Origin of the sequence: Pseudomonas sp. Seg1, from assembly GCF_018326005.1 — a bacterium.
In the GTDB taxonomy this organism is placed as follows: domain Bacteria; phylum Pseudomonadota; class Gammaproteobacteria; order Pseudomonadales; family Pseudomonadaceae; genus Aquipseudomonas.
Map to the genome: position 1 here is coordinate 2,472,885 of NZ_AP021903.1, position 12,988 is coordinate 2,485,872.

The following is a 12,988-nucleotide window of genomic DNA, read 5'->3' on the forward strand; positions in this document are numbered from 1 at the left end:
ATCATCAAGCTAATGCTTGATCCGTCTGGGCGGCTAATTCGGCTTCACGCTTGGCGATAGCTTCTTCCAGTTCTGAGGAACGCTTGGCCCACTGCTCGGGTGGCAGGGGTTTTGACCATTCGATGATGTCGGGGTAGAGCAGGTCGGGTGGGTAAGACAGTTTCAAGTTCTGCAACTTTTCCGCGAAATAGGTTCCCAGAATCGTGATGCAGAATATCCCCCATACCACACCTATCAGGTCGCCCTTACGCAGGTCGATGATGAGCGAGCCGATTTGCGATTTTTCGTAAGGGGTAATACCTACTCGGCTATTGGGTACGGCGTCCGGCCCTACCTCCATGTAACTGCGGGTGCACTCCCACAAGGCCATGGCCGTGGTGCCACCGCCACAGTTGAAACCGAATGAAAAATGTTTGTTGTCTTCTTCGGCGTGCGGGTCTGGGTTCTCAAAGCCGATGAACAGTAAGCCCATGGTGGCTTTACCTGCCTGGCTCACCGAGGAATGTTGCGTCGCTGCCGCTGTGACGCTTTCCCAAGGCACTAGCCAATATTCGCCATTCTCTCGCGGCACACATACTTCACGACGTTGCCGATTGAAGCGCACGGGTAGGGGGACATCGCGGAATAGGCCCTGGATCACAAACAAGATTGGGATACCCACGATGATTAATCCCCCTCCCCATATCAGAGGGTCAGGCGTGATGTAACTCAAAAGCGCAAAAAGCATGACCATCGGCCAGATCACCATCACCGCCGAACCGATGCTGTAGTTGCCGATGTCGAGAAAAACCTCGTTTTTTCGCCAGATGGTGTTAAGCACATCACAGGGCTCTTCACCCGTGGGGATGGGCAGCGGCGCTAAATAATCGTTACGCGAAAACAACCGTTTTTTTGTGGTGCCTGCCGGTGGCGTACTCATGTGCTTCCTTGCGTTGTAAGTCCCGCTACTCATCATCAAGCTAACGCTTGATCTGTCTGGGCGGCTAATTCGGCTTCACGCTTGGCGATAGCTTCTTCCAGTTCTGAGGAACGCTTGGCCCATTGTTCGGGTGGCAGCGGTTTTGACCATTCGATGATGTCTGGATAGAGCAGATCAGGAGGAGGAGAGAGCTTCCATACCTGCAACATCATTGCGAGTGGTCCGCCCAAGAATATGGCTCCGATAATCAGCCACAAGGCTTTATCAATTTCCAGGGCTCGCATGTGCTGAATAATGCCGCCTATGTATTCACAACAAACGCCCCAAAACACATTTCTGCCGCGTAACTTTTCTCGACCCCTTTCAAAGTCATTGGTGATCGGTAACGCTTCTGGCCCAATCTCCATGTAGCTGCGCATGCACTCCCACAAGGCCATGGCCGTGGTGCCGCCGCCACAGTTGAAACCGAATGAAAAATGTTTGTTGTCTTCTTCGGCGTGCGGGTCTGGGTTCTCAAAGCCGATGATCAACAAGCCCATGGTGGCTTTACCAGCCTGGCTCACCGAGGAATGTTGTGTTGCTGCTGCCGTGACGCTTTCCCAAGGCACCAGCCAATATTCACCATTCTCTCGCGGCACACATACTTCACGACGTTGCCGATTGAAGCGCACAGGTAGGGGGACATCGCGGAATAGGCCCTGGATCACAAACAAGATTGGGATACCCACGATAATTAATCCCCCACCGCACATTAGAGGGTCAGGCGTGATGTAACTCAAAAGCGCAAAGAGCATTACCATCGGCCAGATCACCATCACGGCTGAACCGATGCTGTAGTTTCCGATGTCGAGAAACACCTCGTTTTTTCGCCAGATGGTGTTAAGCACATCACAGGGCTCTTCACCCGTGGGGATGGGCAGCGGCGCTAAATAGTCGTTACGCGAAAACAACCGTTTTTTTGTGGTGCCTGCCGGTGGCTTACTCATGTGCTTCCTTGGGTTGTAAGTCCCGCTACTCATCATCAAGCTAATGCTTGATCTGTCTGGGCGGCCAATTCGGTTTCACGCTTGGCGATAGCTTCTTCCAGTTCTGGGGAACGCTTTGCCCACTGCTCTGGCGATAGTGGTTTTGACCATTCTTTTATTTCCGGGACAATTAGGTCTGGTGGCGGGACCAATTTGCGCTCTTGCAAATAAAACCCCAGTGGGGCGCCTAGAAAAACAGTAAAGAAAATATCTTTGAATGAAGATTTGAAATCCCCCTTGGCAGCAGATTTCAAAGCGTCAAATAGGATGCTGATAGTCCAGCCAATCAATCCCTTTCCGGTGTTTTCACCCTCAAAGTTGCATTTTGGGACGGCATCAGGCCCGATCTCCATAAAACTGCGCATACACTCCCAAAGGCTCATGGCCGTTTCACCGCCGCCGCAATTGAATCCCAGGCTGAAGTCGCGTTCCTTTTCAGACGCATCAGGATCGGGATTTCGAAAGCCGACGACTAGTAAGCCTTGTGTGGTTTTACCGTGCTGTCCGACAGAGTCCATTGCTACTGCTTGGGCGGTGACTTGCTCCCAAGGCACGATCCAGTAACGACCATCGTCGAATGGCACACAGACTTCGCGGCGTTGGCGGTTGAATCGAACTGGGGGAGGTGCAGGGCTAAATAGGCTTTTTACTACTAAAATAATCGGTATGCCCACCATGAAGAATGAGAGTGCCAATGCCTCCCAGAAAATTCCGGTGTTACGTTCATGGTGGACAAGCCAAATACACAACAGCAGCACCGGCCAGATGACCATTACAGCAGAGCCAATGCTGTAAGAACCAATATCAAGGAACACCTCATTTTTTCGCCAAATAGTGTTGAGTACATCCTTGGGCGGTTGCCCCGTAGGGACAGCCGGTGGTGCCAGATAATCCTCTCGTGACAACAGTCCTTTGCGGCTTCCGGGTGTGGCTGAAGTCATGCCTTATCCTTGGGGTTGAGGTAGTTGGAGTTCTGTTGTGGGCCAAGGCGGTGAACGCTGGCTCGATCTAGCTCAGGCGTTGGCTCGCCTGATCGAAGTGTGATGACTTCACCGTCCGGACTCAGAAATCCGCCATTGGGTGACAAGGTATATGCCAAGCCTTTCGAGCCGCCGATGGTAGCACCGTCCCCGGCCAGCAGTGCCACGGGACTGAGATAGCATACGCGCAAGGACAAACGAGTAAGTGGTTGCGAGAAGCTGCCGGTGAGGCGCAAGCCCTGGCCGGCATCGGCCGGAATCCAAGTGCACTGGCTGGCATTCAGCCAAGTAGCACCTAGGTCGGTGGGCGTACCTCTAGTACCGGTACCGAACCCCGCCGAGACTGGAGTAGGGTTGCCGCTCATGGATATATCGATTTGTGCCGCTCCTGGTGCGGCCCCGGCAAGTCAATGCTTAACTGGGTGATGCCGTCCTGGGTGATTGTGTCACCCAGAACTCCGCTGATCCGCACTTCTCGAGTCTCCATCGAGACTCTCGGCTGATACAACAACATCATCAGTTCGTTGATCTCGTCCAGTTGTGCCTGAGGCTCGATAGCCTTATTGGCATTTGCACGGCGATGGGACCAGCAGGAATTCGCCAAGTAATTCTGCAACGGGCTGGCTTGGCGGAGCCAAGCGAACAAGTAAAGACCACCGAGTGCCAACAGCAAGAAATTCATTGGCCCCATCCCAAGGCGAAAGCGCTTTATGGCCACTGGCGTTGAAATTTGATTTGATAGCCGCATACCTGTTAGTCCAAGCCCCAGTAGCGCTTGCGCTCCATATACGGCAACCTGCCCAGTAACGGCCAATTGTTTTATCTTAATCCATGGATCAATGCTGCTTTGAGCACTATCTATTTGAATTTTCAACGAATTCATTTCTTGAAGAGCTGCTGCAGCGGAAAGTCCGCCGACAATCCCGCCAAATAACGTCAGAGTTGGTGCGGTGAATGAGATCTGACCCTTAGCTAAGCTGAGCTCATTCATCCCTTTCCCCAAAAGCACCCAATTCTGAATCACCGCCCCCAACGCCGCCCCTGCGTATAAATACGCAGAAAGAGAGTCCGCCTGACGCTGCTCATCGCTGCCTTCCAATGCAGCTGCCTGCCCGGCATATGTTCCGGCGTTGAGAATATTCACCACCAGCGCTGCCAATGGCAGCAGGCCGCCCGAGGCTTTCACTGCGGGAGCATTGACGATACCGCTGATGCGGCCAAGGCCGATGGCCTGCGCAGTGCTGCGCGTCCACTGGCCAAGGGCGTCAGCTTTCTGGCCGACCAGACGCCAGACTTTTATGCCGTTCTCCATGCCCTGCAGCAGGCGAGCGCTTTCGCCCAGACGAAGGGCAAGAAACATACCCATGCCTATGGCCATGCCGTTGCGGGCCAGTATCAATGATGCGCCGAGGCGAGTAAGGGCTGCGACCCAGGCACCTTCAAGGTTGCTTGCCAGTCGCTCGATGTTGCGTAGTGTGTCGGCGTCGATAATCTTGGCGATGGCGGCACGCGAATCAGCGAGGTTTTCCATACCCAGAGCGGTGAACAGTTCATTGAGTCGCGACGTGTTGTTGACTGCCGCTTCGAGGCTCGGGCTCCAGGCCTGGAACACCAGTCGTAGCAACCCCGGATTGTCGCTTTGCACGTAGTCAGTAAACTGCTTGGCCCCTTCGCTGCGGCTGCATTGGGCACTGAGGCAGGCGACCGTCAAATTTTCCAGCCACTTGAGGTGATCTTCGTTGCTTTGGTCGACAAACCAGGTGCCGCTCTCACTTCGTGGGAGATAAGTTTTACGATCGGTATACAGCAGATGATGACGCGTCTCGACCTGTTTGAAATGCTGCGGTGCCTCTTCGTCCAGCCAACGATCCATGCTTGCCAGATCAATATATTCCCCAACTTTGCTGGCGCCGCGACCATCTCCCAGATTGCTGGCTTTTTCCCGGCGATACTCGCGTACTACTTGTTGCGCCTCTTTGTGCAGTTCGCTTGGGATAAAGCTGCGCACTTTATTCAGAATGCTTTCTTCTCGGCTGCTCACATCCGCCGTCAACGAATCCGCTTTGGACAATCCGTACTGACGGCCGCGCTGAAGGTTGATGCGTTGTTTTTCCGCTTGTAAATCGTTGAGCTGCTTCTGGCTATCAAGCAGGGTGTCGCCTTGTTCGGGCGTCAGCTTCAGGTTGTGCTCGCGATACTGATAGTTGAGCAGGTTGGCCACCTCTGCGCCGTCTTCGGTGACCATGCTGCGGATAAAACTGCCGATGGTCTGACGCAGGCTGTTGTCGGCGACCCAAGCTTCGTGCTCAGCCTCGACCTTATTCTGTTCGTGGTCGATATCTCGCAACACGCCGAGATCATCATCCAGCGCAGCAAACACCCCATATAACGGGGCCGACTGGCTTTTGGCTGCATCCAGCCAAGCTTGGGTCGGGGCCAGTTCCCAAGGGGTGGCACTCCAGATGCCAGGTTCGGCCACCGGCTCGCCCGGGGGTTGTGCGCTGGCTGCTTGTTCACGTTCGCGTAGGAATTGCGAGCTCGCAGAATAGGCTTTGATGTTGTCCTGCGTGGGAGCCTTTTGCATCTCCTTGCCCTGTTGATTCACGCCTTCACGGTAGGCCGCACCGTTCTGCTGATAATCATGCGCAAGGGCTTGATCACGTACCTTGGGCATCAGCTCGGCGACAAGTGTCGGGGCTTTTTCGAGTGGCGGGCAGTGTTTGGCCGTCAGGTTTGTGGCGACTTTGGTGAGTGCTACCTGACGCATGCGTTTGCGTCGTTCGCCGTTCTTTTTCAGGCTCTCGCAGGCGTCTTTGCTCAGCGGTCTTTCGCTGTAGAGCATCCAGGCGTCGGTGCTTTTTTTCAGGGCGATACCGGCTTTTTCGCCCGTGGCGATTTCGGCGTGTGGTTGCGTCAGCGACTGCTCGACCAGCAGGCCATCTGCGCCTACGCCGTAGCGTTTCAATGGGCCTTCGGCATGCCACAGGTAGACATAACCTGCGCGCAGGCGACGCAGTGCCATCGGGTGGCTTTTGGTCGGGCTGGGAGGTTTGAAGTCAGCGTGCTCGGCGGCCTGCTCGGCCTTCGCGTAGCGTGCGGGAACAACGAAAATTTCCGGGTGTTTGGCCGGGCAGGTGGTACCTGGGCTCGACAGTTCCTCGTCGCCGAACTGGCATTGTGCAGCCTGATCAGCGGCGGCCAGATTGCGGTTTTTATCGAGCGGTTGGGCAGTCATGCAAAAGACTCCTTGTCAGTTAGCAGCCAATGGCGATGCAGTTCTACCAACAAGGCATCCAGGCGTTGTGTGGCGTTAAGCGTGGGTTCTTGCAGAATCTCGCGGTAGGCCTGATGTTCAGGTGCTCGCGGAAACTCGGTGCCATGCTCGGCAACCAGTGCCGACCAGCGCGCCACTTCCTTGGGCGCCGAGTAACCGTGGCTGGCGGCGCCTTCGCGGCAGAGCACTGCCCATTGCTGTTGCTCCGTGGACGAGCGCTGGGCCAGGCAATCAGGGAAGTAGGTGTTGACGTGCTCCAGCAGCTGTTGATCAAACAGCTCCAGCTTGCCTTGGTTGAGCTGTTGCAACTGCTGCTCATCGAGGTACAACCACGGCCGCTCCGCATATTGCTGGGCACTTTGGCGATCTTGCTCACGAACGATCCACTGTTCTTGCTCACCCTCTCGGGCCGGCAGACGCACGCGGCGGATCGGTCCCATCAAGTGATCTTTTTCAGCTGGACTCAGGGGCGGCAACCAATGGCGCATGACTCGCGGGTCGTAGTATCGAAACAGCATTGACGCATCACCGGTCACCCGTACATGGATCAGGCTGCGCAGATGTTCAGTCAATTGCTGAATGGGCGCATCACTTTCGATGATCAGGCCGGCATCGTTTTGCCAGTCCTCAGTGAAGGCTTTTTCGAGTGCGGTGTTGGCGCGCAAGACGACCAGCGCAGGGCCGACATCAAACACCTCTTGCAAGGGGGTTGAGTGGTAAAGCCATTCGACAATCGGGTTTTCATCCAGGCTGTATACGCGGGCCGGAAGGTTTTCGATCTTTGCTCCATCCAGAAGCAGATAACGTGTGGTACCGGGGATCATTTCATCGCCTTCAGTTTTTCGCATATCTCGCAGACTGGCTGAGCCGTTGTGGCCGCTCGTTGCAGGGTTTGACGTAAAGCAGGCACCAGCAAGGTCCCGGCCTTATCTGCATCCGCCTGCTTCAACGGCCCCGGCAGCAACGGCGCCGCTCCCGTGCCGCTGCCCGGGCCACCGCCGGAGTTGATATTGATCACCGGCCCGCTCATGGTCACTCCGCCGGCATCAATCTTGATGAAGCTGCCACCGCCGATCAGGGTCAGTTCGGCGCCGGCTTCCATCACGACTTTCATGCCGCTGCTCAGGTGAATTTCCTGCCCGGCATCAATGAACTGCCCAGTGCCAATCTTGACGTGCTGATTCACCCCCACCGTCAGGTGATCATTGGCCTGCGCCTCAACCTTGCGGTCCTCATAAACCGTGTGATGTTCCTCAGCCTTGAATTCCGTGTAGCTGTTCTTCTCGACCGTGTCGTGACGCTCATTACCGACCCGAATCTTCTGGTCGTGCTCGATGTTTTCATCCCAATCACGCTGGGCATGCAGGTAGATCTGCTCCTGACCTTTCTTGTCTTCGATGCGCAGTTCGTTGTAGCCGCTGCCGCCCATGGAGCTCAGGGTTTTGAAGGTGCTGCGCGTCTTGTTCGCCGGCAGTTCGTAGGGAACGGTGTTTTCCTTGTGGTACAGGCAGCCGCTGATCAGCGGTTGATCGGGGTCGCCTTCGAGGAACGTCACCAGCACTTCCATGCCGATGCGCGGGATGGCGATGCCGCCGTACTGGGCGCCGGCCCAGGCGCTGGAGACGCGCAGCCAGCAGCTGGTCTTGTCGTTGGCCTGGCCTTCGCGGTCCCAGTGGAACTGGACCTTGACGCGGCCGTACTGGTCGCAGTGGATTTCTTCACCTTTGGGGCCGGTGACCACGGCGCTCTGGCTGCCGAGGATGCGCGGTTTCGGGTGGCGCAGGGGCGGGCGGTTCGGCACGTCCCACGGGGTGGCCTGGAAGCGGTTGCGGTAGCCCTGGTGGAAATCGTCTTTCAGCGCGGTGGTGTCGCTGGTCACCGACTCTTCGAGGACTTGCGGCTGTTTGCCTTCGTGGAGGACTTCGGTGAGCAGCCAGAGGTCGTTCCACTTGGCTTTCGGGTGCGCAGTGAGTGCGAGGAAATGGCCGCTGACCAGCAACGGTTGATCGCTTTTGCCTTCGGCGAGTTGGAAGTCGCTGCGGTGGCGTTCGAGGGCGCGTTTGGCCAGGTGCTTGCCGCGTTCGCGGTCGACGAAGCGGCCCGGGTAGTCGTAGTCCTCGAGGTCGGGCAGGGTGTCGCCACGGTTTTCGCTTTCGAGGGTGATTCGCGGTTTTTCGAAGTCGTAATCGCGACGCGTGGTGCGGCTGGTGCGGGTTTCCAGGCGCAGGTCGAAGCGCTTGATCACCGGGTCGCTGGCGACCATGCCGGAGTCTTGCTGATAGGCCACGGGTTTGAGTTTCGGGAACACCGTCTGGTCATCGCCGAAGATCAGTTTGTGCGCGGTGGCACTGTGCTGGAAGTGGTAGTGAATGCCTTCTTCCTCGCACAGGCGCTGGATGAAGTGCAGGTCCGACTCGTCGTACTGCACGCAGTAGATGCGCTCGGGGTAGATCGAGTGGGTCTGGAATTCGTAGGCGTTGCTCTGGATGCCGTGCTCTTCGAGGACCATGCCGATGATTTTCGGCACGCTGAGGTTCTGGAAGATGCGCTGGTTGATCCGGTGCGCGAGGTACGCCAGTTGCGGGCGCAGGGTCACCGAATAACGGGTCAGGCGCTTGCCCGAGTCGCCTTGCGCGGCGCGGTAGATCTGGCCGTGGATGCCGCTGCCGTCGAGCGACAGTTGCAGGAAGGCCGGTTTGTGCAGGAGGGTTTCGAGGTCCAGCGACGGCTGCTCACTGACCAGTTCCACCTCGAAGACAAAAGGCTGGCTGATGGCTTCCCGGCCTTGCAGGGTAAACACCTGAAAGTCGGCGGAAAGACCTTCGATGGTCAGGGCAAAGTGAGTTTCATTGGCCGGCGCGAACATCCGTTGTTCCTCGTGCTGTACAGCGGCGCTCGTCGACGCCCGCAAAAGCGGGTCAACGTACGCGAAATTCTGGAGGGGCGTAAACAACATCGACCAGCAGAGCTGGCCGATGTGTGAAGCGATCAGCCGTAATTAAACGACTGGAGCACGCCAGTCATCGGAACCCGAAGTACCGGATACTTCGTGGGTCCAGGTGATTTTGCGGTAGGTGAACTGCACTTCTTCCAGGTGGGTGAAGTGCGAGTTGCCTGGGTCCTGGCAGTTGTGCATTTTGTTGTTGATGGCGACGATGATCGCGTCTTCCAGTTTGGTGGTGTAGTAGTGCTCTTGAGTACCTTGAGCCGAAGTGCGGTACCACTGGATAACGATTTCGCTCATGCGCTCGCCCGAGGTCAGAGCGGCTTGCAGCAGAGGCGAAGCCTTGTCGTAGACCTTGGTGATCACAACTGGCTTGTGAACGCGCTGACCGGTTGGCTGACCGGATTGCGGGTCACGCGGGATGATCACGTCGTGGCTGAACGCCTGAACCATGACCTGGTCTTCGTGACCTTCCTGGTAGGTGTTGCCAACGGAGTCAGCGGTGAACGCGCCGGCAGTGATCAGGCCTTGTTTTTCGCCGGTAACCGACATGTACGCTGGTGTTGCCATGGGATGCTCTCCTTGCGGATAAATTTAAGGTGCCCGGGAGGCGAAATCGCCCGGTGGGTGCCTGACTGTTATCAAGGAGCGTGCCAGCTTTTGTGAGGTCCCCGGAAGCCGGGGGTGAAACCGCTCTGGCCTGCGCTTTGTAGGATTTTTCAGCGGGGATTCAGGGTAAAAGTGCGCAAGAAGTTGCGCAGTACTGCGCAACTTCTTGCGCACTTGGCTACAGGCCACGTAGATCATGGCTTGTAGGGCAATTTAGTACTGAAATATTACGGGCAACTGCGCAACTTCTTGCGCAGTACGGCCATATGCCATCAGTGAGCGCGATGTCGTTTTCTTCAGTGGGCGGACTGGTTGGGAAATACGCGGGAGGATGGGGTATTGCAGACTAGGCAAAATCCAGTTTCTCCGGAGGAAGCACGCCAGCGTTTGCGCTGAGTAAATGCAAAACCTGTGGCGAGGGAGCTTGCTCCCGCTGGAGTGCGTAGCGCTTCCTAAGATCTTCGTTACTGCACTTTTTTTGGGGCCGCTGCGCAGCCCATCGGGGATAAATCCCCTCGCCACAACGGGCAGCGTGGTGTTCAGATTGGTTTCAAGCCCAAGATGTTGGCGCATTCCTTGAGCGAACGCCGTTGCGTCTCGGCATACAAACCCAACTCATCAATAGTCGAGCGCCCCAGCGCCTGTTCGAACGCCTCGCGATTGGAGTGTTCGCCATAGTGTGTCTGCGCTGCATCGCCCAGATTTGACTGAAAAATCCCCGCCGCACTCACCGGCAGGAAATCTTCGTACACCAGCGGTTCCGCTTTCACATAACCGTCGCGCAACAAATCCTCCAGCGAGGCGTCGCCGAGACTACCTGCCGCCACACCTTTTTCCGTCACGAAATAGCGAAAGTACGCCAACTCCTCTGCGCGCATGCCCTCGACGCTGTCGGGGAATTCGCCAAAGTGTTGAGTCATCAGCGCGTTGTAGCGTGCGGCGTTGCCTTCGTTGGGAAAGTCACCGAGTTCATCGCGGGCCGCATTCAACAAGCGGTCATACAGCGCACGGCCCTTGGGCGTCAGCGCCGCGCCGCGTTGTTCGATTTCGCCGAAACGCGCGCTGTGGCTGCCACGGGTTTCGCTTTGATCGGTGAAGGCGATCGGCTCGTCCAGTGCCTTGAAACTGGTCTGGCGCAGCAGGATCGGGCATTGCCGACGTGGCGGGCCTTCGATCACTGCTTTGGGCGTGATGCCGTGGGCTGGCATCTGCTGCTGTACGGCGTCGATGTCCAGCGTGCGTGGTGTCAGGTGATTGATGTGCGGACCTTTGAACGCTACTACGTCGGCGATCAAACGGTGTTGGGCGCTCAGTGTCTGGTACTGCGCGGCGGTAACAGTTGCGCTGTGATGCCAGCGAAAAGTTTCCAGTGCCTGTAGGACGAATTCTGCGGCTTCAGCTTCCGTCAGCCCGCCAGCCGTTTCAGCCTGCGCGATCAAACGCAACGCCGCTGGCGTAAAGATCGAGCGCTCGGCCAGCACTGATTCCGCGAACCCGCGCAGCTCAGGGTCTTCAATCAATTCCAGGCGCAACAACGAGGTAAACACCCGAAATGGACTGACTTGCAGCGCCTCTTCATGCACGGCGCGAAATGCCGTCGAGTGTACCGGCACACCTGCGGGCGTCAGGTCGTAATAACCCACCGGTTGCATGCCCATCACCGCGAACAGGCGGGCGAGGGTCGCCAGTTCTGTCGCCGTGCCCACACGAATGGCGCCATGGCGCTCCATGTCCAGACGCTCGATTTCACCGGTACGATCAAGTTGCCGGGCGATGTCTGGCTGCCGGGACAGCACATCGCGATTGGTCTGCTCGACCAATTCCATTAGCGCGCCGTACAGCGGCACTTCTTCGCGGTACATGTCGGACATCGCTTTGGAGAAGCGTTGGCGGATCAGGTCGGGGCTGACGAAAGGCTGCACGCTCATGAAAAAAATTCCTGCCACGGTCACGGAATGGATGGGGGAAAAGATCGCAGCCTTCTCACACGCGGGCAAACGAAGAATCCTACGAACTTCATTCTGCCAACGACTGATCCACCAGTTCGATCCAGTGCCTGACGGGGGTTCGTCCGGCGCTGGCGAGGTGGCTCTGGCAACCGACATTGGCGGTCACGATCAGTTCGGGGCGACCGCTCTCCAGGGCGTTGAGGCGGTTGTCGCGCAATTGCCGGGCAAGCGCCGGTTGCGTGAGGGAGTAAGTGCCTGCCGAGCCGCAGCACAAATGGCCGTCCGGCACGGCGGTGAGGTTGAAGCCGAGGCGGGTCAGCAGCGCTTCCACCGCGCCGCTGAGCTTCAGTGCGTGTTGCAGGGTGCAGGGGCAATGTACGGCGATCCGCCGTTCAGCAGCCGCGCAGATGTGCTCCAGCGGTTCTTGCGCGAGGATCTGCACCAGATCCAGCGTCAGCTCACTGATCCGCCGCGCCTTTTCGGCGTAGGCCGGATCATCCTCCAGCAAATGCCCGTAATCCTTGATGAATGCGCCACAACCGCTGGCAGTCTGCACGATGGCTTCGGCGCCGTTTTGCAGGTGTGGCCACCAGGCGTCGATGTTCTGCCGGGCACGATCGAGGCCTTTAGCCTGGGCGTCGAGGTGATAGTCCAGCGCACCGCAACAACCCGCCTCGGTCACCGGGGTGACGCTGATCCCGAGTCGATCCAGCACCCGCGCGGTCGCGTCATTGGTATTCGGCGCCAGCCCCGGCTGCACGCAGCCTTCAAGCAACAACACCCGGCGCGAGTGCCGTGGCGCTGGGCGCAAACCGGACGTTGGCAGATGTTGCGGCAGCTTGCTTTCAAACACCCGCGGCAACAGTGGGCGGAACGTAGTGCCGACGCGCAACAAGCCTTTGAACAGCCCGGGATTCGGCGCCAATGCGCGCAAGCCCTCACGCAACAAACGTTGTGCGGCCGGGCGCGGCACTGCGCGATCGACCACCGCCCGGCCAATGTCGAGCAAGTTGTGATAATCGACACCCGACGGGCAGGTGGTTTCACAATTGCGGCACGACAGGCAGCGGTCCAGATGCAGTTGCGTCTGCGCGGTCGCTGGCGCGCCTTCGAGCACTTGCTTGATCAGGTAGATGCGCCCGCGCGGGCCATCGAGTTCGTCGCCGAGCAATTGATACGTCGGGCAGGTCGCGTTGCAAAAGCCGCAATGCACGCAAGTGCGCAGGATCTTTTCCGCCTCGGCGGCGCGGGGCAACTGTCGGGATTGCTCGCTGAGGGTGGTTTGCAT

9 protein-coding genes are annotated in these 12,988 nt (G+C 57.6%); all 9 read right to left on the reverse strand.

Features of this window, described 5'->3' with window-relative positions; translation table 11 throughout:
* Positions 1-4 precede the first annotated feature (4 nt).
* Positions 5-919, reverse strand: a complete 915-nt coding sequence (locus tag KI231_RS10975; protein ID WP_213028226.1) for a hypothetical protein — start codon at positions 917-919, stop codon at positions 5-7.
* 35 nt (positions 920-954) lie between these two features.
* Positions 955-1,905, reverse strand: coding sequence for a hypothetical protein (locus KI231_RS10980; RefSeq protein ID WP_213028227.1), 951 nt, complete (start codon positions 1,903-1,905; stop codon positions 955-957).
* Between the two features lie 35 nt (positions 1,906-1,940).
* On the reverse strand, positions 1,941-2,885 hold the full coding sequence (locus KI231_RS10985; protein ID WP_213028228.1) for a DUF6708 domain-containing protein: 945 nt from the start codon (positions 2,883-2,885) through the stop codon (positions 1,941-1,943).
* 400 nt (positions 2,886-3,285) lie between these two features.
* On the reverse strand, positions 3,286-6,159 hold the full coding sequence (locus KI231_RS10990; RefSeq protein WP_213028229.1) for a toxin VasX: 2,874 nt from the start codon (positions 6,157-6,159) through the stop codon (positions 3,286-3,288).
* Entirely contained in the window at positions 6,156-7,022 is an 867-nt protein-coding gene (locus tag KI231_RS10995; RefSeq protein WP_213028230.1) for a DUF4123 domain-containing protein, read from the reverse strand. The genes KI231_RS10990 and KI231_RS10995 overlap by 4 nt, the downstream gene beginning before the upstream one ends.
* Positions 7,019-9,064, reverse strand: coding sequence for a type VI secretion system Vgr family protein (locus KI231_RS11000; RefSeq protein ID WP_213028231.1), 2,046 nt, complete (start codon positions 9,062-9,064; stop codon positions 7,019-7,021). The genes KI231_RS10995 and KI231_RS11000 overlap by 4 nt, the downstream gene beginning before the upstream one ends.
* Before the next feature lie 132 nt (positions 9,065-9,196).
* Positions 9,197-9,712: an Hcp family type VI secretion system effector gene (locus KI231_RS11005; RefSeq protein WP_047601845.1), complete on the reverse strand. Its 516-nt coding sequence runs from the start codon at positions 9,710-9,712 to the stop codon at positions 9,197-9,199.
* Between the two features lie 578 nt (positions 9,713-10,290).
* Positions 10,291-11,679 (reverse strand): 2-oxoadipate dioxygenase/decarboxylase HglS, encoded by a 1,389-nt coding sequence (gene hglS / locus KI231_RS11010; RefSeq protein WP_213028232.1) that lies wholly within the window; start codon positions 11,677-11,679, stop codon positions 10,291-10,293.
* An 88-nt stretch (positions 11,680-11,767) separates the two neighbouring features.
* Positions 11,768-12,988 (reverse strand): glycolate oxidase subunit GlcF, encoded by a 1,221-nt coding sequence (gene glcF / locus KI231_RS11015; RefSeq protein ID WP_213028233.1) that lies wholly within the window; start codon positions 12,986-12,988, stop codon positions 11,768-11,770.

What these genes read in the sequence shown, in the direction of transcription:
- hglS (WP_213028232.1), bottom strand. Translation starts at nt 11,679, where the DNA reads ATGAGCGTGCAGCCTTTCGTCAGCCCCGACCTGATCCGCCAACGCTTC.
- KI231_RS10995 (WP_213028230.1), bottom strand. Translation starts at nt 7,022, where the DNA reads ATGATCCCCGGTACCACACGTTATCTGCTTCTGGATGGAGCAAAGATC.
- KI231_RS11000 (WP_213028231.1), bottom strand. Translation starts at nt 9,064, where the DNA reads ATGTTCGCGCCGGCCAATGAAACTCACTTTGCCCTGACCATCGAAGGT.
- KI231_RS10985 (WP_213028228.1), bottom strand. Translation starts at nt 2,885, where the DNA reads ATGACTTCAGCCACACCCGGAAGCCGCAAAGGACTGTTGTCACGAGAG.
- KI231_RS10990 (WP_213028229.1), bottom strand. Translation starts at nt 6,159, where the DNA reads ATGACTGCCCAACCGCTCGATAAAAACCGCAATCTGGCCGCCGCTGAT.
- KI231_RS10975 (WP_213028226.1), bottom strand. Translation starts at nt 919, where the DNA reads ATGAGTACGCCACCGGCAGGCACCACAAAAAAACGGTTGTTTTCGCGT.
- glcF (WP_213028233.1), bottom strand. Translation starts at nt 12,988, where the DNA reads ATGCAAACCACCCTCAGCGAGCAATCCCGACAGTTGCCCCGCGCCGCC.
- KI231_RS11005 (WP_047601845.1), bottom strand. Translation starts at nt 9,712, where the DNA reads ATGGCAACACCAGCGTACATGTCGGTTACCGGCGAAAAACAAGGCCTG.
- KI231_RS10980 (WP_213028227.1), bottom strand. Translation starts at nt 1,905, where the DNA reads ATGAGTAAGCCACCGGCAGGCACCACAAAAAAACGGTTGTTTTCGCGT.